This is a genomic window from Flavobacterium pisciphilum (genome assembly GCF_020905345.1).
GTDB lineage: Bacteria > Bacteroidota > Bacteroidia > Flavobacteriales > Flavobacteriaceae > Flavobacterium > Flavobacterium pisciphilum.
Map to the genome: position 1 here is coordinate 1,066,953 of NZ_JAJJMO010000001.1, position 25,449 is coordinate 1,092,401.

At 35.3% G+C, this 25,449-nt stretch carries 15 protein-coding genes, 2 tRNA genes and 3 rRNA genes; 1 reads left to right on the forward strand and 19 read right to left on the reverse strand.

What is annotated here, in order from left to right; all coding sequences use genetic code 11:
• Window positions 1–458: 458 nt before the first annotated feature.
• The 11 genes from LNQ49_RS04015 to LNQ49_RS04065 form a co-directional block, all read right to left on the reverse strand.
• Window positions 459–1,868, reverse strand: a complete 1,410-nt coding sequence (locus LNQ49_RS04015; RefSeq protein WP_229987436.1) for a TolC family protein — start codon at window positions 1,866–1,868, stop codon at window positions 459–461.
• On the reverse strand, window positions 1,868–5,017 hold the full coding sequence (locus LNQ49_RS04020; RefSeq protein WP_229987437.1) for an efflux RND transporter permease subunit: 3,150 nt from the start codon (window positions 5,015–5,017) through the stop codon (window positions 1,868–1,870). The genes LNQ49_RS04015 and LNQ49_RS04020 overlap by 1 nt, the downstream gene beginning before the upstream one ends.
• Window positions 5,018–5,046: 29 nt before the next feature.
• Window positions 5,047–6,186 carry an efflux RND transporter periplasmic adaptor subunit gene (locus LNQ49_RS04025; protein WP_229987438.1) on the reverse strand — a complete coding sequence of 380 codons (1,140 nt, stop codon included), beginning with the start codon at window positions 6,184–6,186 and terminating at the stop codon, window positions 5,047–5,049.
• A gap of 169 nt (window positions 6,187–6,355) precedes the next feature.
• Window positions 6,356–7,432 (reverse strand): adenylate/guanylate cyclase domain-containing protein, encoded by a 1,077-nt coding sequence (locus tag LNQ49_RS04030; protein ID WP_229987439.1) that lies wholly within the window; start codon window positions 7,430–7,432, stop codon window positions 6,356–6,358.
• A gap of 167 nt (window positions 7,433–7,599) precedes the next feature.
• Window positions 7,600–8,355 carry a LytR/AlgR family response regulator transcription factor gene (locus LNQ49_RS04035; RefSeq protein WP_229987440.1) on the reverse strand — a complete coding sequence of 252 codons (756 nt, stop codon included), beginning with the start codon at window positions 8,353–8,355 and terminating at the stop codon, window positions 7,600–7,602.
• 4 nt (window positions 8,356–8,359) lie between these two features.
• A complete protein-coding gene (locus LNQ49_RS04040) occupies window positions 8,360–9,454 on the reverse strand; it encodes a sensor histidine kinase (protein ID WP_229987441.1) in 1,095 nt (364 codons plus the stop codon).
• Window positions 9,455–9,544: 90 nt separating this feature from the next.
• The gene (locus tag LNQ49_RS04045; protein WP_229987442.1) at window positions 9,545–10,549 is read right to left on the reverse strand and encodes a beta-ketoacyl-ACP synthase III; all 1,005 of its coding nucleotides are present in this window, start codon (window positions 10,547–10,549) and stop codon (window positions 9,545–9,547) included.
• Between the two features lie 56 nt (window positions 10,550–10,605).
• Window positions 10,606–11,439 (reverse strand): universal stress protein, encoded by an 834-nt coding sequence (locus LNQ49_RS04050; RefSeq protein ID WP_229987443.1) that lies wholly within the window; start codon window positions 11,437–11,439, stop codon window positions 10,606–10,608.
• Between the two features lie 379 nt (window positions 11,440–11,818).
• Window positions 11,819–13,060, reverse strand: coding sequence for an MFS transporter (locus LNQ49_RS04055; RefSeq protein WP_229987444.1), 1,242 nt, complete (start codon window positions 13,058–13,060; stop codon window positions 11,819–11,821).
• A gap of 50 nt (window positions 13,061–13,110) precedes the next feature.
• The gene (locus LNQ49_RS04060; protein WP_229987445.1) at window positions 13,111–13,716 is read right to left on the reverse strand and encodes a PAS domain-containing protein; all 606 of its coding nucleotides are present in this window, start codon (window positions 13,714–13,716) and stop codon (window positions 13,111–13,113) included.
• 95 nt (window positions 13,717–13,811) lie between these two features.
• A complete protein-coding gene (locus tag LNQ49_RS04065; protein ID WP_229987446.1) occupies window positions 13,812–14,882 on the reverse strand; it encodes a Ppx/GppA phosphatase family protein in 1,071 nt (356 codons plus the stop codon).
• A gap of 556 nt (window positions 14,883–15,438) precedes the next feature.
• Between LNQ49_RS04065 and LNQ49_RS04070 the strand changes: the two genes are divergently transcribed.
• On the forward strand, window positions 15,439–15,819 hold the full coding sequence (locus tag LNQ49_RS04070; RefSeq protein WP_229987447.1) for a hypothetical protein: 381 nt from the start codon (window positions 15,439–15,441) through the stop codon (window positions 15,817–15,819).
• Between the two features lie 137 nt (window positions 15,820–15,956).
• On the opposite strand, the gene LNQ49_RS04075 is transcribed toward LNQ49_RS04070, so the two are convergent.
• The 8 genes from LNQ49_RS04075 to LNQ49_RS04110 all read right to left on the reverse strand — a co-directional run bounded on the left by LNQ49_RS04075 (window position 15,957) and on the right by LNQ49_RS04110 (window position 25,412).
• Complete coding sequence (locus tag LNQ49_RS04075) at window positions 15,957–16,922, reverse strand: YheT family hydrolase (protein WP_229987448.1); 966 nt, start codon at window positions 16,920–16,922, stop codon at window positions 15,957–15,959.
• 185 nt (window positions 16,923–17,107) lie between these two features.
• Complete coding sequence (locus LNQ49_RS04080; protein ID WP_229987449.1) at window positions 17,108–17,887, reverse strand: glucose 1-dehydrogenase; 780 nt, start codon at window positions 17,885–17,887, stop codon at window positions 17,108–17,110.
• A 590-nt stretch (window positions 17,888–18,477) separates the two neighbouring features.
• Window positions 18,478–18,587: ribosomal RNA gene (rrf, locus tag LNQ49_RS04085) — 5S ribosomal RNA — on the reverse strand.
• Window positions 18,588–18,733: 146 nt separating this feature from the next.
• Window positions 18,734–21,617: ribosomal RNA gene (locus LNQ49_RS04090) — 23S ribosomal RNA — on the reverse strand.
• A 130-nt stretch (window positions 21,618–21,747) separates the two neighbouring features.
• Window positions 21,748–21,821 (reverse strand) — tRNA-Ala (locus LNQ49_RS04095).
• A gap of 108 nt (window positions 21,822–21,929) precedes the next feature.
• A tRNA-Ile gene (locus LNQ49_RS04100) sits at window positions 21,930–22,003 on the reverse strand.
• A 123-nt stretch (window positions 22,004–22,126) separates the two neighbouring features.
• A 16S ribosomal RNA gene (locus tag LNQ49_RS04105) occupies window positions 22,127–23,640 on the reverse strand.
• The 16S, 23S and 5S rRNA genes sit together here with 2 tRNA genes alongside, the layout of an rRNA operon.
• Window positions 23,641–24,719: 1,079 nt before the next feature.
• A complete protein-coding gene (locus LNQ49_RS04110; protein WP_229987450.1) occupies window positions 24,720–25,412 on the reverse strand; it encodes an SIMPL domain-containing protein in 693 nt (230 codons plus the stop codon).
• Window positions 25,413–25,449 lie beyond the last annotated feature (37 nt).

Sequence of the window (25,449 nt, forward strand, 5' to 3'; positions counted from 1 at the left end):
AAAAATAAAAAAACGAAACAACAAGTACAAATACCTGTTTTTAAACACATTACATCAATATAAATGATGCAAAATGATGGACTATTTACGCAACCTATCTAGTTTAGGTATGACTATGAATTTTCTAAATTTTATAAGCTTACCTATAGGTACGCCTAATTTAGGGCGTTTATACGTTAAGTTTGATCCATCTGAAAGAAAGATTCTGGATCATACTATCTTAAAAAATAATACAAAAAAATGATTATTTTAAGTTTTGTGGCAGAATCGTGACACAGACTATTAAAAAATCAACATTCCAGTAAAATCAAGACCTACCTAGTTTAGGTTCGAATAATTATATACCTCACAAAATAATCCAAAGTATGAAATACATCATTTTTATACTTAAAAAAACAAAACAAAAAACCCAGCCTCAGTTTAAATCGTTCTGAAGCTGGGTATTTTAATTCTCAAATCTATTGTACCCCGCCTCCTAAGGCACGGTATAAATTTATTGCTGCATCTAATTTTTCTAATTTTATTGCAACAACATCTAAGTCATTTTGCAAGGCACTATTTTGTGCAGTAATTACATCTAGGTAATTTGCCATACCGCTTTTGTACAAAAGCGATGCATCTGAAGTTGCTTTCTCTAAAGACTCTCCTTTTTGAGTAGCAAGCTTCATACGTTCCTCAGCATATTTTACTTTAGACATTGCATCTGAAACTTCACCAACGGCAGTAATAAAAGACTGTTTAAAATTAACAACTGCTTTCTCCTGTTCGATAACTGCAATTTCGTAAGCCGTTTTTAAAGCCTTTTGTCTAAAAATAGGCTGCGTTAAATTAGCCATAACTGTTTTAGTAACTGAACCTGGGAAATTAAACCATTTATCAAATTCAAATGAATTTATCCCAATTGACGGACTCAAACTCAAACTTGGATACATGGTTACTTTGGCAAGTCCAGTTTTTGCATTGGCAGACATTACAGCATATTCACTAGCTTTTACATCTGGTCTTCGGCTTAATAGCGATGCTGGAATTGTTGAAGGGATTACAACACTAAATTCTGCTGCTTGAAGGCTTTCCGCACGTGTTACACTATTTGGATATTCACCACATAAAATTTGTATTGCATTTTCCTGAACTGCTATATTTCCTTTTGCTAAAGGCACTAATAACTCAGCAGTTTTTTTCTGTGCTTCAGTTTGATTTAATGCTAAAGAACTTATTGCTCCAGAATTATACTGTAATCGCATCATAACCAATGTATTTTCGCTTAACTCAATGTTTTTCTGTGCAATTTTAAACTGTTCATCTAAAGCTAAAAGATTATAATACCCTTGTGCCACTTGAACAATAATTCTTGTTTTTAAAGCCGAAAGATTTTCTTTTTGAGCAAAATAACCCGCTTTTGCATCTCGCTTTTGCATAGCAGCCTTTCCCCAGATATCAATCTCCCAAGCTAATTTAAGATTCGCACTATAATCATCCATATAATCTTTACTGGTAAATTGCGAACTTAATGAACCATTTAATGAGTTTTTAGATTGATACGAACGGTTTGCACCTGCATCAAAATCTAATGTTGGCAATAAAGTTAATTTTGCCTGCTTGTAAGTAAGATCAAGCTGCTCCATAGTCTTCATAGCGATAAGCACCTCGTTATTTTTAACGAGGGCTTTTTCAATCAAATTAACCAATAAAGGATCTTTATAATAACTTTTCCAAGGCAGGAGTGTTGTATCTCCCGTTGCGACCATTTCTTCACGGAATTTTTCTGGTGCATTCAATTCTTCGCGAGAATATTTTTTCCCAACTACACAGGAAGCAAGCAAAACACTTACACACGCAGAAATTCCTATCTTATATATTGTTTTCATTATTCTTGTTTTATAGTTTGCATTACATTCTTTTTACTAGATACTTTTTCTTGTAAATATTGAAATAGTATAAAAAGTAATGGAATTACAAAAACTCCTAATATAACACCGCTAAGCATTCCCATCGCTGCACTGACACTTATCGATTTATTTCCTACCGCTGTTCCGCCAGAAGCAAACATTAGAGGTAACATACCTGCAATAAAAGCTAGAGAAGTCATGATAATTGGTCTTAATCTGGACTTAGCTCCTTCAATAGCCGCTTCAACAATAGACAAACCTGCCAATCGTCTTTGAAGTGCAAACTCCACAATAAGAATTGCATTTTTTGCCAAAAGTCCGACCAACATAATCAAACCAACCTGTACATAAATATTATTGTCTAATCCTACAGCTTTGATGCCTAGAAAAGCTCCTAAAATACCTGTTGGAATAGAAAGCAAAACAGCAAGAGGCAATAAGTAACTTTCATATTGAGCAGCAAGCAAGAAGAAAACAAACAGAAGACATAAACCAAAAATTGCAATAGTCTGGCTTCCTCCCATTTTTTCTTCCAAACTTAATCCTGTCCATTCGTAACTATAATCAGAAGGAAGCTGATCCAATACAGTTTCCAGATTACCCATAATCTCTCCATTACTAAATCCTGGTAAAGCAACTGCGGTAATATTAACTGAATTATATAAATTATATCTGTCTACCGTTTCTGGTCCATACACTTTTTGCAGTTTCACAAGTGATTTTGCAGGAACCATTTCCATTTTGGCATTACGAACAAATATTTCGTTGAAAGCATCTTCGTCTGTTCTAAAAATACCGTCAGCTTTTACATTCACTCTATAAAATTTACCAAATCTTGTAAAATCTGAAGACTGATCTCCAGCAAAATAAATCTGGATATTGTTTAAAAGATCACGCATATCAATTCCCATCTGGCTGGCTTTTTCCTCATCCACCTCTAATTCTAGTTGCGGATAATCGGCTCTAAAAGTAGTATACGCATATTGTACACCCGGCTGTTTCATAATCTGCCCAATTACTTTATCAGTCATAGCCTTTAGAACAGCTGGATTACGTGCCATTCTATCCTGCAGCACAATTTCTGCTCCACTAGTTACACCAAAACCTTCTACTGGTGGCATTCTTAAAACCATAACTGACCCTTCTTTAATCTTTGATAATCTAGCAGAAATGTCATTCATTATGCTTTCAATATCCTTAATATCCCCTCTTTCCTTTACCGGTTTTAGTTTTACAAACCCTAAACCATATGCAGGACTGGAACTGTTACTTAAAATATTAAATCCTGTAATACTGGTATTAACATCAATTCCTTCTACCGTAGAAAGCTCTTTTTCTATTTTTTTAACTACTTCTGTAGTACGATCTAATGCTGTACCCGGAGGCATAGACAAACTGTAAACAATAAAACCATCATCTTCCAAAGGCACAAAACTTTTTGGGGTTGACATCATCAGCATAATTGCAATAGCAGTTATACCAACAACTAATCCTGCAGAAAGCCATTTTCTATTGATAAGAAAACGAACTGATTTAATATATTTACCCGTTATATTATTAAACCCTCTATTAAATCCAACAAAAAAGCGCTCCTTAAATCCTGTTTTATGATGCCCCTCTTCTCCACTGTGACTGTTCTTTAACAATAATGCACACAAGGCTGGAGTAAGCGTAAGTGCATTTACAGCCGATATAATAATAGCAATTGCTAATGTATAGGCAAATTGCTTATAGAAAATCCCTGATGATCCTGTCATAAAACCAATCGGAATAAATACTGCCGACATTACTAGTGTAATTGAGATTACAGCTCCTGTAATTTCTGACATGGCACTGTGTGTAGCTTCTTTTGCTGTAAGATCTCCATCTTCTTCCATTTTACTGTGTACAGCCTCGACGACGACAATAGCATCATCTACTACAATACCAATGGCCAGAACTAACGCAAATAGTGTTAGAATATTAATCGTAAAACCAAGTACCAACAGAAAGAAAAAAGTACCTATAATCGCTACTGGAACTGCAATCGCTGGAATAATGGTAGAACGAATGTCTTGAAGAAAAATAAATACTACAATAAATACCAAAATAAAGGCTTCTATTAAAGTAGATTTTACCTGTCCTGTCGCTTCATCAAGACGTTCTTTGGTACTCATTACATTAACCGATTTAATACCTGGCGGAAAAGATTTAGACAACCTTTCTATTTCACTGTTAACCCCAATTTCAATCTCATTGGCATTTGAACCTGATGTTTGCAGAATTGCCATTGTAACAGCATTCTTTCCATTCGATTTATTATCACCATTGTACGAAATCGAGCCAAACTCTACTCTCGCTACATCTTTAAGCCTTAAAAGGCTAGTTCCATTATTTTTAACTATAATATTCTCATACTGTTCTGGCTTATTCTTTTTTCCTTTATATCGGATAACATATTCTAAAGCCGCATGAGATTCTTCTCCCAGTTTTCCTGGAGCCGATTCTAAACTTTGATTGGCAATTGCTAGTGTAACATCTGAAGGAACTAATCCTGCATTTGCCATTTTACGTGGATCAAGCCATACTCGCATTGAGTAATCTTTCGCACCAAAAATCTGAACTTGTCCCACTCCAGGAACACGTTTGATTTGAGGAACCAAGTTGATATTGGCATAATTCTGCAGAAATAGCTCGTCGTATTTTTCATTATCTTCTGTATAAATATTAAAAATAACAATCATACTATTTTGCTGCTTAGAAGTTGTCAAGCCCATTCTAATAACTTCCTGAGGTAGTTTTGGAGTGGCTTGCTGAACTCTATTCTGCACATTTACCGCGGCTTGATCTGGATCAACACCTTGCTTGAAAATTACACTGATAGAAAAAGATCCATCATTACTTGCAGTAGATTTTATATACTGCATGTTCTCTACTCCATTAATTTGTTCTTCTAATGGCGTTACTACGGAACGAATTATAGTTTCACTGTTTCCTCCTGGGTAAGAACCGCTTACCATTACAGTTGGCGGCGAAATATCTGGAAAACGTGTCACAGATAATCTAGTAAGACCTATGATACCTAATATCACCAATACAATGGAGATAACTGTAGCCAATACAGGCCTGTCTATTATTTTTTTTAACATGGAAATGTTATTTATATTGAAACAAAAATTTAGTTGATGGCAACCGTTTTAACAGCAGTAACTTTTGGAACTACTTCCATGCTGTCATTTAGCGCATCGATATTGTTTATTGCAATTTTGTCACCGTTCTTTAGACCGCTTGACACGAAGTAATTAGTTCCTGAATTTCCTGCAATTACAATTGGGACCATTGCAATCTTGTTATTGGCTTGCAGCACAAAAACAAAAAATTTATCCTGTATGTCTTTTACACTCGCCATCGGAACGGTTACTACAGCATCCAAACTATTGTTTAAAATAATTCGAGCAGAACCTCCTGAACGAAGTTGCTTTTGAGGATTAGGAAAGATTGCTTTTAATGTAATCGTTCCTGTAGTACGGTCGATATTTCCGCTGGCAACTTCCAATTTTCCTTTATGTTCATACACGCTTTGATCTGCCATAATTAAACTGGTAGAACTATTCAATTTTAAGTTTTTTGTGTAAGTCAAATAATCCGCTTCGCTTAAAGAAAAATAAACAAACACATTATCAATCTCAGAAAGTGACGTTAATGGTTGTGCATCTGTAGGTGTAACTAAATTTCCAATACGATTTGGAATTCGGCTGATGTAACCACTCACCGGTGCTTTTATTAAAGAAAAATCAGCATTAAGCTGTGACGATCCTAAAGCCGCTTTTGCCTGCGCAACTTGTGCAGATGCCGCATCAAGATTTGCTTGTGCCGTTTTTAACTGTATCTCTGTATATACTTTACCTTCTACAAGTGGTCTTACCTTCTCAACCTCTAATTTTGCATTAGCTTGATTAGCTAAAGCACTTTTATAAGCTGCACGACTATTATTTACTTGCTCTTCGTAAACATCTCCTTTGATTTTAAACAAAGACTGTCCTTTATTTACATATTGTCCTTCCTTAACGTAAATAGCTTCTAGATATCCTGAGACCTGTGCTTTGATATCTACATTTACACTTCCTTCTATAACTCCAGGATATTTTTTTTCTACTTTGCCAATAGAAGTTTTAGCTTCAAAAAAATCAACTTCTGGTTTTGGCGGTGCCATTCCTTCAGCTCCCGCGCTTTTCCCGCATGAAGCAAAGCCAGCAATTACCAATAAAACGAACACCTTCTTTAGTGTTATATGCTTTTGAAATAATAGTTTTGTCATTTTTTATCGTTTAATAAATACATAAAATTTGACGACAAAATAACAAATCAACCAGCCTTTTTTTTAGAGGAAGTTTACCGAAACGTAGTTTTTTGATACTGAAACGAACAATTGAATAACTGAGTAAAATCAGACACTTAGACAGCTATATGATTAGATTCTTATACTATTAGTATAGAGATTTATATATGGTTATTGGCTTTTTTTTACCACGCAAAATAGTTCTGTCTATCGCAGTAAAACTTTCTTGTTCGAAAGACAATAATTGTTCAAAAAAAGATTGTGTAATTAATAAATCGGCTTGATAATCATTACAGAGATTACGTACTCGAGCTGCAGTAGTAAGTACATCACCATGATAGGCAATTTCAGTTTTAATCTGTCCAATTTCTGCAACAGTAACCAATCCTTCATTTACTGAACCTTTAAATTTAGGAACTAAACCAAATTTATTCTGATAGAAATCTTGTTTCTGTAATAGTCTTACTGAAAAAGCATTGTAGAGATCGATACATTTTTGTCTATCAAAATCCAAGGAGATTTTCCATGTAATTACGGCTTCATCTCCTACATATTGATAGATCTCAGCTCCGTGATTAATCAATAATTCTGATAAATCTGCAAAACATTCCTGAAGCAAAAGACTGTAATTATAATGTCCTACATTTTCTGCGACAGCTGAAGAGTCATACATATCAAGAAACATAAAAGCCCTATATTCAATAACTGGAGTAATATACTTTCCCTGCAATAAACTTTTAAAATAATTTCTGCCCAATCTACGTCTAAAAGTATGTATCAGTGTAATGAAAACATGAACTACTAAACAATAAAAAATAAAACTAACCATCGATCTAAAATCGATTTGAAGAAGAAAAAAATTATTGATGGTAATATAATCTGCTTTATTAAGTCCAATTAGCATCAAAAGGACAACGAAACAACTCATTATAAATAAAATGGTCTGAAACAGTACAGTTATTAATATACCATACTTCTGAAAAAAACGACAGAATACATATTCCTGAAGAAGAAAAAAAATTGTCCCCATAAAGGTCCCTACAAATAAAACACCTATTAATTCTGAGACTAAAAAATCTGAAGCTTTAATACCATTTTGATAAATATAATCTTCATCAATAATACTATAAGTCAAAAAAACATAATAAAGAAATGCTAAAATCCAGAGCAATATTAGCTGCAAATATTCTATTATCTTTAAAACTGTTTTTAATTTGTATTTCATTTTAGACTATTTTAATGCAGAAAAACCCCTAATAAGAAATATTAGGACTGTAAATTATGCATCAAAATTAGGCTAAGTTCATTCGTGAAATCAAAATTGAATGACCGAAACAACTATTAGCCTAACTCAATAGTACTTTATCAAAGCTAAAAATGATTTATTATGTATTAACGATCCATCCATTGTTTAAAAAAAGGTGTTTTTTCTCTGCTTACAATTACTTCTTTTTCAGGATCTGCTTTTAATATTATTTTAAGTTTAGCATTAAAATAATTCGAGATTGATTTTATGCTTTCGGCCCTAATAAAAAATTGCCTGTTTGCTCTAAAAAATATTTCAGGATCTAATTCTTGTTCCAATTCTTCCATCGTTTGTGGAATAGGTACAATTATGCCCGTTTTTAGAAATAAATTACTCGTCTTAAATTCAGAATAAATAAAATCAATATCTGAGACATCAACACTTTTATAACCATCTCTGTAGGAAACTAAAAATCGTAATCTAAAAGCGGGTTTGCTAATAAATTGTTTAATAATACTCGCAATATCTGTATTATTATTTTCCGCCTTTGGCATTTTTTTAAACTTTTCTAAAGCATATTGAAGTTCGCTTTTTTCAATAGGTTTCATCAAGTAATCAATACTGTTTACCTTAAAAGCTTTTACTGCATATTCGTCGTAAGCAGTTGTGAATATAATGGGACAATTGATTTTAATCTCTTCAAAAATACTAAAACTTATTCCGTCAGATAACCGAATATCCATTGTAATCAAATCAGGTTCTGGATTAGAGCGCAACCACAAAATTGTGCCTTCAACTGTATCAATAACCTCTAGTATTTCACAGTCAGGTTCCAATTCTTCCAATAGTCTTTTGAGACGGTTGGCATTAATACTTTCATCTTCAACAATTAAAACTTTCATACTTTTATATTAAAGGGAGACGTGCAAAATAAGATTCTTTTGATATATAAAAATCAGGCATTCGATCTGATAAAATCTTATATCTAAACTCAATATTTTTATGTCCAATTCCTGTAGAAACCATCTTTTTTCCTGAGGGAGTCTGCATATTATTTTTTACAACAATATCATTTTCCTCCGAATAAATAAATATCGTGAGCGGGTGTAAATTTGTTGCACTATTATGTTTTACTGCATTTTCTATTAACAACTGCAAAGTTAAAGTTGGGAGATGTTTTTCTAAATGTTCTGGTTTTATTTCTATTTCCAGATTGACTTTCTCTTCTAATCTTTTTTTAAGAAGATAAAAATAAGCATTTAAAAATTCGATTTCTTCTCGTACACTAATGGTATCACGATTTAGATTGGATATCATATAGCGATACACTCTTGTTATATTTTCTAAAAATGCAGCAGCTGCATTCTGATCTTCATAAATTAACTCTGTAAGCGTACTAAAATTATTAAAAATAAAATGCGGATCGAGTTGTAGCTTTAGTGATTCTAACTCAGATCTGGTTACTGCACCTTGCAATTCTGCAGTTTTGATTTTGAGCTGTGCTGCCTCTTCAGAAGTAATACGCCAGCGGTTCAATAAAAAGATTCCTGTATGAATAGAGCTAATGAAAATTGACAATATCGCAGCCATTACATTAGATTGCCATATTTGTATCAATTCGCTCTCTTTCAATGGGGTCCAAGGGTAAAAATACTGCCATAAAAAAGAGAAAGAATAATTTAAAAGAATGTTTCCTGCAATAAGACAAATAAATTGAGCAAAGGCTCTAAAAATAGGTTTTTGTTGCCAGCTAATCCAATAATTAAGGCTTCGTCCCACAAAAAGACTTAATTCAGTTAATACGGCACAATACAGCAATAACAGAAATATATCTAATGTCCAATCTAAATCAATCAAAAGACTTTCTTGTGTATTCTGATATGGATTTAAAATAAAATAAGAACATATATAAACCAGAAAAACTACAGGTATAACTATGATTCTATAGTATTTATAGAAAAAATTCTTTCCTCCAGTTTTATTCAAAACAATCGAACTCATAAATTATTTTTTGCAGGTAATGAAAGAAATTATATTTTAAATTATTGACCAAAGATAAAATACAAAACGCATTAATACCAAAAACATATTTTACTGATTAGTATTGCTCTCGCGCATAATTCCCCATTTTATACAAGTTGCACCCCAAGAAAAACCTGCTCCAAAAGTGGTAATCAATATATTCTGGCCCATTTTAAAATCATCAGCAAAATCCCATAAACATAACGGAATTGTAGCCGAAGTTGTATTACCGTATTTTTCAATATTTACTTTGACTTTATCAAATCCAATATTTAAAGTCTCGCTAACAGATTTAATAATCCTAAGATTCGCCTGATGTGGTACAACCCAGTCAATATCCTCAATTTTTAAATTATTTGCTTCAAGAACTTCCCGAGAAACATTACTCATAGATTCCACTGCTTTTTTAAATACAAATGAACCTTCTTGTTTTATATAATGCTTTCTATGTAAAATACTATCCATGTTTGCTGGTTGTTTAGAACCTCCAGCGGGTACAAATAAAGATGAAGTATCGCTTCCGTCCGATCGTAAGATACTTTTCATTATTCCATATTCTGATTCTGTATTTTCTAAGAGAACTGCTCCTGCTCCATCACCAAAAAGAATACACGTATTACGATCTTCATAATCTACAATCGAACTCATTTTATCCGCACCAACAACAACAACTTTTTTATAACGACCACTTTCGATCATCGTTGCCCCCATTTCCAATGCATATAAGAAACCACTGCATGCCGCATTAATATCTAATCCGAATGCATTGGTAAAACCACTCATTTCGCATACTTTGCTCGCTGTTGGTGTTAAAAGATGATCCGGAGTTGCTGTTGCTAAAATAAGCGAATCTATTTCTAGACGATTAATTTTGTATTTTTTTAGAAGATCATCAATAGCTGCTATAGCCAAATCTGAAGTTCCTTGATCATTATCTTCTGCTAATCTTCTTTCCTTTATTCCTGTTCGTTTTACAATCCAATCTCCGTTAGTATCAACCATCGAAGAAATTTTATCATTACTTAGTATAGAGTTAGGAACAAAACCACCTATAGCTGTAATTGTTGCCTTCATTTTAATTAAATTTAATTCTGAAATTTTAAAACACGTTTTTCACTAAATAAATTTACTTAAAAATTCGGGAATGACAACAATGGGATATGTAAACCTGCTGCCATAATTCTGGTTTTACTTCTATGTACTAAAGAATCCCAAAAACCATATTTACGTGGTGCCATTACCAAAATATCAGCATTACAGTACTTAATTTCTTTATGTATTTCACTAATTACTGCATTAGATTTTACAGTTTTATAAATATACTTAACTTCCTTAAATTCTTCTTTAATAGTAGTATTCAGTAATATTTGCTCTTGTTCCTTTTTAAGATTATCTAATTTTCCTTCAATACTAAAAAATTCAATTTCTGCTCCAAGAGTTTCAACTATTTGTCTTAACCAACTAAATTTTTTAATTGCAGAAAGACTTAATACATCACAAGCATATAGTATTTTACTTGCACTTATAAAACGAGCATTTTGTGGTACAGCTAAAACGGGAATATCTAAATTTTTAATAACAGATGTTGTCGAATTACCCAATATATCCTGTTCTAAAGAACGTTCGGCCATTCCCATTACAACAAGATTTGCGTTAGTTTCTTCAATTATTAAAGACAATTGCTCTTCCAAAAAAGCATAACTGCAAATAACACTCACTTCAATATTATGCAAATTCGCAACCTCTTCTCCTATCGCTTCCAGTTTATTGGTTCTTTTCGTAATTTGCTTTTGCAATCCTTCAGCAGTAATAAGCGAATTTGCACTGTGAACTGTCAATGAAAAAGAATGAAAAAGAATCAGTTTTGCCCCTGTTGCTTTTGCAAGTTCTGCTGCGTAAGTAACAGCATTATCAGCTATAGCTGAAAAATTTGTAGCTGCTATAATAGTAAATGGTGTAGTCATAAGTAAATTAATTAAGCTTAATCTAGTAAAATTGTCCAATTAATTATTATAAAAAATAATAAAATTACTGTATCACCATTTTTTAGACCCCAACCGTAATATTTGGCTACTGAAAAACATTATTAATTCTTTTAAAACTTTTATACAAATAGAGTTTCTATTTATATGTCCCAAATAGCCAAAATAAACTAATGTCATCTCTTTAGAGCTTTGCAATACTAGGTGCAAATCCTACTTTCTCACACAAAAAAACCCTGAAAATGATTCAGGGCTCTTTATTATTAAATTTTAATATTTCAAGTCTATAAAAAATGGATTCAATTCCATAAATCATACTCTAAACCTATATGACATTGTCTATTTTACACATCCAAAGTTTTTATTTCTTAAAAAAGGAAACAAGAATATCTTCTTTTACCTTTTTTTGTTCTTTTTTAACCACTAAAAAGATTAAATAAGTACAAAAAGCAGTAACAAATGCTAGTGTATAATTAAACACCCAATTTGTATTGTAATCATAATTCTGAACAATTGTTAAACCTGTTTTAGAACTAAATACGTGAGCAAAACCATAGCTCATTTGAAAAGTTGACATAAATAATCCTTCTAAGTTTTTATGGCTTCTATTCATAACAAAACCACTTGCAAAAGCAAAAGTCAGCATGTTTCCAAAAGACATTAAAAGCATAAAGACCCAAAATATCCATGGCTGATGAACTAAAAACAACAAAAGATATGAAGTCCCTATTAATATCAATCCTATCATTATGGCAACCATGTCGGTTATTTTGTTTTTTTGGACAAAATTCACCACAGCCAGCTCAAATAAGATAAACACAATTCCACTGAAACCTAAAAACATTCCACTATCAAATTCAGTCAATTGATAGGCTTCTTTATGATAAATGGGTACAATAGAAAAAACCTGAAAGTATAAGTATCCTGTTATTAAAGCAATAATCCAATTCATTACAAAAGGAAAATCTTTTAGAGGGGCAAATCTATCTTGCCCTACAGCATTCATTTCAAGTTTATATAGTAGTTTTTTCTCTTTAACAAAAAACACAAAAAAACATACTGAAATAATAGAAGTTAAACCGTCTACAATAAATAAGGTATTATATTCTGAATTTATAATCAATAATCCACCTAAGACTGGTCCTACAACAAGTCCAACATTGGTTGCCATTCTCAATAATGATAAGGCTCGTACTCTTGATTCGCTACTTACATAATCATTAAGACTCACCATCATTGCTGGTCTGTACATATCCGCTATCGCAGTCAGGAAAAAAATAGACAAACATAATAGCTCAAAAGTTTTTACAAATTGCAACGAAAGAAGCACTACACCACTACCAAACAAACTAAAAACCATAACCTTGTAGGAACCAAAAATATCAGATAATTTTCCACTAAAGAAAGTTCCGAATAAAGACCCAATCCCAAAACAAACCATAATCCAGCCTATTTGGGAGTAACTTAGGTTTAATTCGTCTTTAAAGTATTTAGACAGGAAGGGAACAACTACAGCTCCGATTCTATTTACTAGCGTAATTAGAGCCAGAATCCATATTTCTTTTGGGAAATTTTTAAAATTTCCTAAATAACGGTTAAGCATTTTCAAAAATATTTAATTGGGGGAACATTTTTAGAGCACTTAAAGAAGTATTAATTTCCGAAGAACCTACTAAAGAAACTTTTTTTCGTTTCCTCTATTTCTTCAGTAGATGATTCCAACTTAATTTGTTCGTTTAAATCATCCATCATTAATTTTGTAATCAATTCTACATAATCAAGATTATGATCTTCAAGATAACCGATTAAGTATTTCTCACTTCCTTCTACTCCGCTTACTTGTTCAATTTTAGATAATCTTTTATATAGATCTTCAACTTTTGTAATTACACCAGGAGATATAGCTTTACGACGGGCAATATATTTCAAAATTTTTGCGTCTTCATTTACTATATAATCAAAATCAGTAATTACCCAGTAATATTTACCTGATTTAGCTAAGTTCTTAACAATACCATGAAACTTTTTCCCTTTTGAGATACTATCCCATAAGACTTTAAAAATTACTTTTGGCATATCAGGATGACGGATAATATTATGTGCTTGGCCTACCAATTCAGATTCATCATATCCTGAAACCTCTGAAAAAGTGTCGTTTACATATTCTATATTTCCGTATAAATCAGCTTTACTTACAATAGTCTTGGTTGTATCCCATTTAACTGCTTCATCAATTGGGATTGGACATTTTTTATCCATAAAATTTAAATTTGTTGTTTGTAGTAATTAAGTTTTGACAAATTATGCATTATAAAAAATATAATTCGCCGAATATAAAATCGTTCTGTTGTTGTTTAGTAAATTTTCTTCACTTTTTTAGAACGATCAGCAATGTAAGATACCAACCATGCGATTTGTCCCTCTTTTGCAAAATATAGCTTTTTGTTAGTAACTTCAGGTATAGCTTCTAAACAAACTAATAAGATATTACTACCTGAAATTAAATATTTTTGTGAATATGTTTTTAATACCTTTTCAATTTCTGGGTCTGCTTTAGCTAGATCCTCAAATTTTTTGAAATTATTTTTTAAGATGGCATCATAGTTAATAACATCTTCTAACTTAAATTGATTAAATGCCTCTTTAGTAACTCCTTTATATAGCGTATAAAAAGCCCAAACTGCTCCCCCTGACATATAGACTTTTTCTTTACTTAAAGCCTGAGGTTGTGACTTGTACATAGCATTTACCTGCTCTCTCAGGATTGGTAAATGACTAAATGATCGCGAATTAAATTCATCTACACCATCACTAGTAGTTCTTTTAATCACACTTTCTGTAAGCGTTACACTACCATAATTAAGACTTAATGGAAAAAATACGAAAGCATCATTATTAACGACATCTACATAACCTCCTTTAGTATTCCCTCCTCCTATATCAAGTATTATCGAATTTTTATAATCAACTGGGGGAATACAACCTTTTAAAAGCATTTTTGCTTCCATTTGAGCTTCAATAAACTCTAAATCTTTACCAGTAGCAGCTTTTACCTTATCAATAAGAATTTGAGTGTTTTGTGCCATGGCTACACCAGAAGAACCTACTATAAAAATATTTTCATCAAGAACCTTCATGTTGTTCTTGATTTTATTATAGTTGGCATTAATAATTCCAACTGCTTTATTCATATTTTCCTCAGTCATATTTCCATCTATAGAAATACCCTTTGCTATGGCAACATTTTCTGTCCAAAATGATTTAACATTAATATTTCCTTTTTTGATATTATAAACATCAACAACTGACATTTTAATTCCTTTACTTCCTATTTCAATTCCAGCAAAAACATTTTCTTGTGAAAAAAGTATTGGTGTAATAAAAAATAAAAGAAATAGCGTAAAATATAATTTTAGATTTTTCATAGGTTAAGTTTTATTTGTGTCAGGTTAAGTTTAAAATCCTGTGTTTATTATAGCTTCAGTGATGCAGAAATATCTTATTTTTTGAAAATAAAATAGAGAGTGCTTTTGTAAATTATAAAGCAGACCTCAAATACTGTTTTTTTTATAGCAATTGCTAGTGTTTTCGGGCTGCGAAAGTACAAAAAATTTTCCTCCTATTTGATTTTTCAAATAGTAAATTGTAAGATTGAACTGAGTATATTCTTTAATTGTTTAATATATAATTCGTTAGTGTTTCTTTTTTTTTTTTGAAAGTCAATGTTAGATAAATATATTTTACAGATTAAAGCAATTTGATTTTTCAATAAATCATAAGATTTTGACTATCCGATAAAAACAGTATTAGATCAATTTGAAAAGGAAATTAAGTTGACATAAATTTTATCCTAATAATTTATGCACTTACAACACTCCTTTTTTTAGATATTAATCAATAATCACTTAGAAGAATAAATAACAAAGTTCTTGTAGCATATCAATAAGAAAAAAATTAAATTTGCTACTTAAATTTTTATAGATGTCGGATTTTTTAAAATTATTTGGAGAGAATATATCTAAGGAAATGCCTGGATTTGTAGCTTTAAGTGTTATTGATGTTAAAAGCGGAAATCTTTATTATTCAAAAAAAAATAATGCGGATTTTAATATAGAAAGTGCTTCAAAATTTGCATTAGAAATGGTAAGAGCTCAATTAAATGCTAATGCTTTTCTAAAACTAAATCAAAACATAGATGATATTACTATAACATTAACTAGTCAGTTTCAGTTTTTAAAAATTTCACAGAATAATAGTTATTTTATTTATTTAGTTGCTGATTCCACAAAGGCTAATTTGACTTTTACAAAAGCTATTCTTAATAAGCAAATATCAGAAATATCAAGTATATTTCATCCTTAATAAAAAAACCACAATAGATAAAAAATGATTTAAGTCTTATGGTAACAACTGCATGAAAGGTTTAAATAAAAAGAAATGCGTTATAGGCATGGGATTTCAACGCTAAAGTTAGAATTCTTTATTATTTAAATATGACCTTAAAAACCAACACTAGAATTAAAAAATTCATAGGCTCTTTTCTCAGCATAAGAATACATTGAATTGCGTAAAGGAAATGCGCAATGTCCTCCATATTTTGGGGTTTCTAGATAAACATAACTACTATCTTTCACAATAGCTTTAGGATAACATCTTTCCCCTAAAAACGGATCATCTAAGGCATTAATAATTAAAACTGGCGTTGTAATGTTTTGCAAGCTAAACTCAGGAGAAACACGTTGATAATATTCCTCACGACTTGCAAAACCATGTAATGGTGCTGTAAAATAATGATCCACTTCATCAAAAGAAGTAATTTTATCAATCTGATCTCGATTTATAAAATCTGGAAATTGTTCTGCTTTATACCTTAGTTTTTTAACAATGTCAATAGTGAAATTCTTTAAATATACTTTATTAAACCCTTGTTTGAGCACTGCAGCACTTGTTGCAATATGAGTTGGAACAGAAATAGAAACTCCTGCTTTTACACGTTTATCCATCTTTAACCAGCCAAAATAATTCAAGAGCTGAACGCCTCCCATAGAATATCCGATCAAATAAATTTCCTCGAATCCTCTTTGTAAAACATTTTGAACCACTGCATCTAAATCGTCTACAGCACCGTGATGATAAAGTCTTGGTAGTCGATTCATTTCTCCTCCACAAGTGCGGTTATTCCATGCAAACACTGAAAATCCTTTCTTCTGAAAATAATCCGCGCAACTATTGTTATAAGTCCTGCGAGAATCTCCTTCGAGGCCGTGACATAAAATAACTGCTTTTTTAGGGCTATTTATAATAAAATCGATATTGATAAAATCTCCGTCAATTAATTCATGTTTTTCCCTTTCGTACTCAGGTATCGGAAATCGTTTAAACATTGCTGCATAAATAGTAGAAAAATGCCTATTTCTATGCATGATAGAAGGAAAATCATATTGAGATTGTTCAATTACTGGCATAGAAAGAAAAGTTTAACTGATTAAACAAATTTAGGTATATCTCTGAATTAATTCTAAGAAAACGAAATATAAAATGATTTGTTACCTAGTCTACGTTAAAATCTTATTTTATCTAATTAATACTGGGTTATATTAAGGCTTTGAATAACTAATTCCAACTAGCTTTCATAGACTCTTTAAACAGTCTACATATCCAACGTTTGCTCTCCACCACCGTTAATAAAAATAACTTGTCCACTTGTCCAACTCGATATTGGTGATGCAAAATATAGTACAGCTCCTGCAATATCAATAGCTTCACCCAATCTACCAATGGGTGTGTGCTTAAGCATTGCCTTTTCAATTTCTGGCGTTAAAACTGTACTCAATGCGCGTGTTCTTGTTGCTCCAGGACCAATCGCATTCAATCTAATATTATCTGGTCCAAAATCATAAGCTAGATTTCTAGTCATATGGTTAATTGCTGCTTTTGAGGAAGCATAGGCGCTAATAGCTGGGCTTGTATTTATAGAAGCCATTGATGACATATTGATAATGCTTCCATAGCCCGCTTTTTTCATCTCTGGCGCGACTAATTGGCACAATCTCCACATGCTAAACACATTCATATCATATACCCTTTTAAATTCTTCTACAGTAATATCATATGGACTTTCTCTACCTGCTGCTCCACCTCCAACATTGTTAACCAAAATTTCTATACTCCCAAATTCTTTGACTGTTTGCTCAACAAGACTTACCAAAGCTTCATCTTTTGTAACATCACAATGTACTGCAATAGCCTTTCCTCCATCATCATTTATCTCTTTTGAGGTTTTTATAGCATCATCCAGATTGTAATCTGAAACTACAACATTTGCTCCATAGGCCGCAAGTATTTCACAACATGCTTTTCCTATTCCGTTTGCCCCACCTGTTACGATAGCAGTTTTTCCTTTTAAGTCAAAAAATTTTGAAGTATCCATTTTTCTTAAATTATTATGATTAACCCATTGGGCACAATTATTCGAAGTAAAACATAGATTAAGTATTGCTTAAATATTGAAGTTAAGCATTCTGAAGTTGCTATACAAAACAATACCTATCTCAAATATAGTGAAAATTATCTAAGAATTTTAGAAGCATGAGTTGTTTGAATACGAAATAGACTACTTTTTTTTTGGAGTTTTATAAAATTAAGAAAGAATCATTAAGCGAATTCAGTTATTCAATAAAGGAGAGAAAAATTGCTTTAACGCACTTTATGTTAGCCCCTCTATGTGATTCCTCCTTTATGCGATTCCTCCTTCGTCGGAATGACAAGTTTGCGACTAAAAAAGCTCTACAACCCAGAACCCTTTGCTACTCTGAACCTTTGTCACTTTTTAAAAATGCGATTCCTCCTTCGTCGGAATGACAAGTTTGGGGAGAGAACTTTGTCACTATGCTTATAAAACTTAGCACCTTAGAGCCTCAGTACCTCTGAACCTTTGTCACTCTGAACCTTTGTCACTTTCTAAAAAAAAGTTTAAAACAAAAAAAATCCCCATCAAATTCATGATGAGGATTCTCTAAAGAAAGGCGACGACATACTCTCCCACATAACTGCAGTACCATCTGCGCAGGCGGGCTTAACTACTCTGTTCGGGATGGGAAGAGGTGAGCCCCGCCGCAATAACCACCTTAAGGTCGTTAGTTGCTTTGGACAACTTTTCAATCGTTTGTTATCATCTAGGATAACAACCAATCAAACAATATCTTAACATACTGAGATAAAGAAACATAAATACTTTTAGAAAGTTTCTCCCCCACACCGAAGTGTGGGGAAAAGCGTACATAAGCTTACGGATTATTAGTACTACTCGACTATGACATTACTGCCTTTACATCTATAGCCTATCAACGTGGTCATCTCCCACGATCCTTAAAAGAAATCTCATCTTGTGGTGGGTTTCGCGCTTATATGCTTTCAGCGCTTATCCCTTCCAAACGTAGCTACTCTGCGGTGCTCCTGGCGGAACAACAGATACACTAGAGGTTTGTCCAATTCGGTCCTCTCGTACTAGAATCAGATCCACTCAAATTTCTTGCGCCCACAGTAGATAGAGACCGAACTGTCTCACGACGTTCTGAACCCAGCTCGCGTGCCACTTTAATGGGCGAACAGCCCAACCCTTGGGACCTTCTCCAGCCCCAGGATGTGACGAGCCGACATCGAGGTGCCAAACCCCCCCGTCGATATGAGCTCTTGGGGGAGATCAGCCTGTTATCCCCGGCGTACCTTTTATCCTTTGAGCGATGGCCCTTCCATGCGGAACCACCGGATCACTATGCTCTACTTTCGTACCTGATCGACCTGTATGTCTCTCAGTCAAGCTCCCTTATGCCATTGCACTCTACGCACGGTTACCAAGCGTACTGAGGGAACCTTTAGAAGCCTCCGTTACTCTTTTGGAGGCGACCACCCCAGTCAAACTACCCACCAAGCAATGTCCCCCGCAACGCGGGGTTAGGCCTCAGATAAACAAAGGGTTGTATTTCAACAATGACTCCACAACGCCTAGCGACGCCACTTCACAGTCTCCAACCTATCCTACACATCATTTATCCAAGGTCAATACTAAGCTATAGTAAAGGTGCACAGGGTCTTTTCGTCCCACTGCGGGTAAGCGGCATCTTCACCGCTACTACAATTTCACCGAGCTCATGGCTGAGACAGTGTCCAGATCGTTACACCATTCGTGCAGGTCGGAACTTACCCGACAAGGAATTTCGCTACCTTAGGACCGTTATAGTTACGGCCGCCGTTTACTGGGGCTTCAATTCAATGCTTCTCCGAAGATAACATCTCCTCTTAACCTTCCAGCACCGGGCAGGTGTCAGGCCCTATACTTCATCTTACGATTTTGCAGAGCCCTGTGTTTTTGATAAACAGTCGCCTGGACCTCTTCACTGCGGCCAGCATTGCTGCTGGCGACCTTTCTCCCGAAGTTACAGGTCTATTTTGCCTAATTCCTTAGCCATGAATCTCTCGAGCACCTTAGGATTCTCTCCTCGACTACCTGTGTCGGTTTGCGGTACGGGTACTTATTACCTGAAGTTTAGAGGTTTTTCTTGGAAGCCCTTAGGCGCACTATCTCTTTGACCGAAGTCTCCGAGTACTATCGTATTTCCCCAAGCCGTGTGGATTTGCCTGCACAGCTTATAGGTAGGTACTTCAACGAACTATTCCGTCAGTTCGCGGCGCTTTCATCACTCCGTCACCCCATCACAGTAATAAGTAGTACGGGAATATTAACCCGTGGTCCATCGACTGTCCCTTTCGGGTTCGCCTTAGGTCCCGACTAACCCACAGCTGATTAGCATAGCTGTGGAAACCTTAGTCTTTCGGTGTGCGGGTTTCTCGCCCGCATTATCGTTACTTATGCCTACATTTTCTTTTCTAACCAGTCCAGCATACCTTACGATACACCTTCAACCCTGTTAGAATGCTCCCCTACCACTTTGACCTAAGTCAAAATCCATAGCTTCGGTAATATGTTTATGCCCGATTATTATCCATGCTCGTCCGCTCGACTAGTGAGCTGTTACGCACTCTTTAAATGAATGGCTGCTTCCAAGCCAACATCCTAGCTGTCTGGGCAGACAAACCTCGTTCTTTCAACTTAACATATATTTGGGGACCTTAGCTGATGGTCTGGGTTCTTTCCCTCTCGGACTTGGACCTTAGCACCCAAGCCCTCACTGCTGAGAAACATTATATAGCATTCGGAGTTTGTCAGGAATTGGTAGGCGGTGAAGCCCCCGCATCCAATCAGTAGCTCTACCTCTATATAACTTTAAATTCAGCGCTGCACCTAAATGCATTTCGGGGAGTACGAGCTATTTCCGAGTTTGATTGGCCTTTCACCCCTACCCACAGGTCATCCGAAGACTTTTCAACGTCAACCGGTTCGGTCCTCCACTGTGTGTTACCACAGCTTCAACCTGCCCATGGGTAGATCACACGGTTTCGCGTCTAACACTACTGACTAAAGCGCCCTATTCAGACTCGCTTTCGCTACGGATCCGTGGCTTAACCACTTATCCTTGCCAGCAACGTTAACTCGTAGGCTCATTATGCAAAAGGCACGCCGTCACCCCACGAAAGGGCTCCGACCGCTTGTAAGCGTATGGTTTCAGGATCTATTTCACTCCGTTATTCACGGTTCTTTTCACCTTTCCCTCACGGTACTGGTTCACTATCGGTCTCTCAGGAGTATTTAGCCTTAGCGGATGGTCCCGCCAAATTCAGACAGGGTTTCACGTGCCCCGCCCTACTCAGGATACCACTATCCTTTACACTCATTACCTATACGGGACTATCACCCTCTATGGTTCTACTTTCCAGTAGATTCTAATTCTTTGTGCAAGAAATGTCGTGGTCCTACAACCCCAACATTGCCGTAACAACATTGGTTTGGGCTAATCCGCGTTCGCTCGCCACTACTTACGGAATCACTTTTGTTTTCTTCTCCTCCGCCTACTTAGATGTTTCAGTTCAGCGGGTTTGCCCACCTATCGGTGTACTATGTCTTCAACATAGTGGGTTGCCCCATTCAGGTATTTACGGATCAATTCGTGTGTGCCGATCCCCGTAACTTTTCGCAGCTTATCACGCCTTTCATCGCCTCTGAGAGCCAAGGCATCCCCCATACGCCCTTATTTTGCTTATTGTACCAGCCTTAAAATTAATTAAGACCGTTTTCTTTATTTACAGTATTACTACCGTCAATAAAAAATGCTTTCTACTTTTTATTATTTTCTTATCTCAATATGTCAATGAACTTTTTTCCTTTCGGAATAGTGGAGAATAACGGAGTCGAACCGTTGACCTCCTGCGTGCAAGGCAGGCGCTCTAGCCAGCTGAGCTAATCCCCCAATTTCAATTTTAGAATTTTGAATTCAGATTTTAAACCCTATTTCAGATTCAATTTCTTTTGGTGAATTCCAACTTCTAGAATTTCCTTTTTTTTAAGTTTAAAATAGTAGTCCCGGGCAGACTCGAACTGCCGACCCCTACATTATCAGTGTAGTACTCTAACCAGCTGAGCTACGAGACTCTGTTTTTACTTAAATTGTATTATTTGAACTAACAGCAGAGTAATATAATCTTTAGAGATGTAACAAATAGACATTTCGTCTTCTTTCCCTAGCGTGCATAAATGCTAACACTAAGGCTCTAGAAAGGAGGTGTTCCAGCCGCACCTTCCGGTACGGCTACCTTGTTACGACTTAGCCCTAGTTACCAGTTTTACCCTAGGCAGCTCCTTGCGGTCACCGACTTCAGGCACCCCCAGCTTCCATGGCTTGACGGGCGGTGTGTACAAGGCCCGGGAACGTATTCACCGGATCATGGCTGATATCCGATTACTAGCGATTCCAGCTTCACGGAGTCGAGTTGCAGACTCCGATCCGAACTGTGACCGGTTTTATAGATTCGCTCCTGGTCGCCCAGTGGCTGCTCTCTGTACCGGCCATTGTAGCACGTGTGTAGCCCAAGGCGTAAGGGCCGTGATGATTTGACGTCATCCCCACCTTCCTCACAGTTTGCACTGGCAGTCTTGTTAGAGTTCCCGACATGACTCGCTGGCAACTAACAACAGGGGTTGCGCTCGTTATAGGACTTAACCTGACACCTCACGGCACGAGCTGACGACAACCATGCAGCACCTTGTAATTTGTCTTGCGAAAAATCTGTTTCCAAATCGGTCAAACTACATTTAAGCCTTGGTAAGGTTCCTCGCGTATCATCGAATTAAACCACATGCTCCACCGCTTGTGCGGGCCCCCGTCAATTCCTTTGAGTTTCATTCTTGCGAACGTACTCCCCAGGTGGGATACTTATCACTTTCGCTTAGCCACTGAGATTGCTCCCAACAGCTAGTATCCATCGTTTACGGCGTGGACTACCAGGGTATCTAATCCTGTTCGCTACCCACGCTTTCGTCCATCAGCGTCAATCAATTAGTAGTAACCTGCCTTCGCAATTGGTATTCCATGTAATCTCTAAGCATTTCACCGCTACACTACATATTCTAGTTACTTCCTAATAATTCAAGTTTAGCAGTATCAATGGCCGTTCCACCGTTGAGCGATGGGCTTTCACCACTGACTTACTAAACCGCCTACGGACCCTTTAAACCCAATGATTCCGGATAACGCTTGGATCCTCCGTATTACCGCGGCTGCTGGCACGGAGTTAGCCGATCCTTATTCTTACAGTACCGTCAAGCTGGTTCACGAACCAGGGTTTCTTCCTGTATAAAAGCAGTTTACAATCCATAGGACCGTCATCCTGCACGCGGCATGGCTGGATCAGGCTTGCGCCCATTGTCCAATATTCCTCACTGCTGCCTCCCGTAGGAGTCTGGTCCGTGTCTCAGTACCAGTGTGGGGGATCTCCCTCTCAGGACCCCTACCCATCGTAGCCTTGGTAAGCCGTTACCTTACCAACTAGCTAATGGGACGCATGCTCATCTTTTACCGTTGTGACTTTAATAGTGACTTCATGCGAAGTTGCTATGCTATGAGGTATTAATCCAAATTTCTCTGGGCTATCCCTCTGTAAAAGGTAGATTGCATACGCGTTACGCACCCGTGCGCCGGTCTCTGCTTCCGAAGAAGCATACCCCTCGACTTGCATGTGTTAAGCCTGCCGCTAGCGTTCATCCTGAGCCAGGATCAAACTCTTCATCGTATATTTTTTATATTATATTGCGACTAATGATTCTATCGGTTATATTCAAATCTTGCGATTCTATTACTCTTTATTCTGTGTTTCGAAATCTCTTTCGAAACGGCTGTCAATTCAATATGTCTAGGAACGTGTTCTTTTTGTTTGTGCCGCTTGTTTCTCAAAGCGGGTGCAAAAGTAGTGAACTTGTTTTTAACTGGCAAGATTTTTTTGAAGTTTTTTTTAAGAAATTTTTCTCTCAAAAATCATTCGTAAATCTTAGCAGTATTTCAAAGAACTCCGTGTTTTGCGGGGTGCAAATGTAACTTTCGTTTTCCAAACTCACAAGCTTTTTTTAATCTTTTTTTCAGAAAAATTTTCCGTTTGATTAAAGTCTCTTGTCAGTATTTCAGATGAACGTTTTTGTTTGTTGCGGGTGCAAAACTACCACCTTTATCTAGATAAACAATACTTTTCAATCACTATTTTTAGTTTATTTTACCTTTAAGTCTTAACCACCTGATAACACCAACTTTACAAACTCTTTGCTTTTAGGTTTTGTAGGGGTTTTCTGTAGAGGTGTTTGTGCTGTCCCTGTTTTTAGTGGGCTTTCGGGGGGTTTGGTTGTTTCTGTTTTGCTCCCCTAGCCCTGATAGCAGCGAAAATCCTTTCTCTTTTTTCTTTAAAAAGGGAAAGATTACAGCGAATAGCAGGTTAAAGCTCCTAGAAATTGCAGCGCTTGCTTCTTTTTCGTTCTTCTCTCCTATTATATATAGTAAAAACATCCTCCTATATATAGTATCACGAACCCTCACCTATATATAGTATCATAAAAAAAGCGACTCCTATATATATTAGGAGTCGCTTTAGAATTACACAAACGCTACCACAAGACAATACTGTCATGTATAAACTATGACATTTTTTCCACAAGCTGCATAAATCTGACAAGTGGTCCATCTTACAAGTCATACCTATATATAAAGCCTCTATACTTTGCGCAGCTCTCTAAATCCTTTTATAGTTTTTATTCATTTATACATATAAAAAAATCCCGCCACTTTGAATGACAGGATTTACTATATAATAAGGGAGCTACTTTATTATTCTAGAATAAAGCTCACACTTACGTTTGATATGATTTCAATTTCTCCTATTGCAAGTGTTTCGTTTGAAGCCGCACCAGCACTATCCATAGCCATAGCTTTCATACCAGCAAAGATTGGTTGTGGACGGTATCCTTGAGAATTATCTGAAATTACGATTGCTTTACCAACTTTTTGTCCTAAAACAGAAACATAATCCTCTGCTTTTGATTTTGCATCTTTAATAGCTAATTTTCTAGCTTCTGACTCATGTTGCGCCAATTTAGAAGATTCAAAAGTTACATTATCAATACGATTGATTCCTTGATCAACTAAACCTTCCATTAACTCATCATACTTAGTCAAGTCTTTCAATAAGATTTCAACTGTTTGAGTTGCATTATAATTATGTTTTTTCTTTTCATAATCATATTGTGGGTTTAGCGAAACTTGTTTTGTCTTAAAATCTGCAGTTGGGATATTCATCTTTTTAATGAATTTTAAAACCGCATCCATTTTTTGATCGTTTTGTTTCTTCACATCCTTAGCATTACTGCCTTTGGTTTCGATAGTTGCTAAAATTGTTGCTTGATCTGGAGCAACTTTCACTTTTCCTTCACCAGACACACTAATTTGAGGAATCTGTTTAGTTTCTTGAGCGTAAGTCATAGTCATAAACATAAGGGTTAAAAATAAAGCTATTTTTTTCATATTTGTATCATTTAATTGTTTGGTTAATTCTTTTCAA

What these genes read in the sequence shown, in the direction of transcription:
- LNQ49_RS04015 (WP_229987436.1), bottom strand. Translation starts at nt 1,868, where the DNA reads ATGAAAACAATATATAAGATAGGAATTTCTGCGTGTGTAAGTGTTTTG.
- LNQ49_RS04020 (WP_229987437.1), bottom strand. Translation starts at nt 5,017, where the DNA reads ATGTTAAAAAAAATAATAGACAGGCCTGTATTGGCTACAGTTATCTCC.
- LNQ49_RS04025 (WP_229987438.1), bottom strand. Translation starts at nt 6,186, where the DNA reads ATGACAAAACTATTATTTCAAAAGCATATAACACTAAAGAAGGTGTTC.
- LNQ49_RS04030 (WP_229987439.1), bottom strand. Translation starts at nt 7,432, where the DNA reads ATGAAATACAAATTAAAAACAGTTTTAAAGATAATAGAATATTTGCAG.
- LNQ49_RS04035 (WP_229987440.1), bottom strand. Translation starts at nt 8,355, where the DNA reads ATGAAAGTTTTAATTGTTGAAGATGAAAGTATTAATGCCAACCGTCTC.
- LNQ49_RS04040 (WP_229987441.1), bottom strand. Translation starts at nt 9,454, where the DNA reads ATGAGTTCGATTGTTTTGAATAAAACTGGAGGAAAGAATTTTTTCTAT.
- LNQ49_RS04045 (WP_229987442.1), bottom strand. Translation starts at nt 10,549, where the DNA reads ATGAAGGCAACAATTACAGCTATAGGTGGTTTTGTTCCTAACTCTATA.
- LNQ49_RS04050 (WP_229987443.1), bottom strand. Translation starts at nt 11,439, where the DNA reads ATGACTACACCATTTACTATTATAGCAGCTACAAATTTTTCAGCTATA.
- LNQ49_RS04055 (WP_229987444.1), bottom strand. Translation starts at nt 13,060, where the DNA reads ATGCTTAACCGTTATTTAGGAAATTTTAAAAATTTCCCAAAAGAAATA.
- LNQ49_RS04060 (WP_229987445.1), bottom strand. Translation starts at nt 13,716, where the DNA reads ATGGATAAAAAATGTCCAATCCCAATTGATGAAGCAGTTAAATGGGAT.
- LNQ49_RS04065 (WP_229987446.1), bottom strand. Translation starts at nt 14,882, where the DNA reads ATGAAAAATCTAAAATTATATTTTACGCTATTTCTTTTATTTTTTATT.
- LNQ49_RS04070 (WP_229987447.1), top strand. Translation starts at nt 15,439, where the DNA reads ATGTCGGATTTTTTAAAATTATTTGGAGAGAATATATCTAAGGAAATG.
- LNQ49_RS04075 (WP_229987448.1), bottom strand. Translation starts at nt 16,922, where the DNA reads ATGCCAGTAATTGAACAATCTCAATATGATTTTCCTTCTATCATGCAT.
- LNQ49_RS04080 (WP_229987449.1), bottom strand. Translation starts at nt 17,887, where the DNA reads ATGGATACTTCAAAATTTTTTGACTTAAAAGGAAAAACTGCTATCGTA.
- LNQ49_RS04110 (WP_229987450.1), bottom strand. Translation starts at nt 25,412, where the DNA reads ATGAAAAAAATAGCTTTATTTTTAACCCTTATGTTTATGACTATGACT.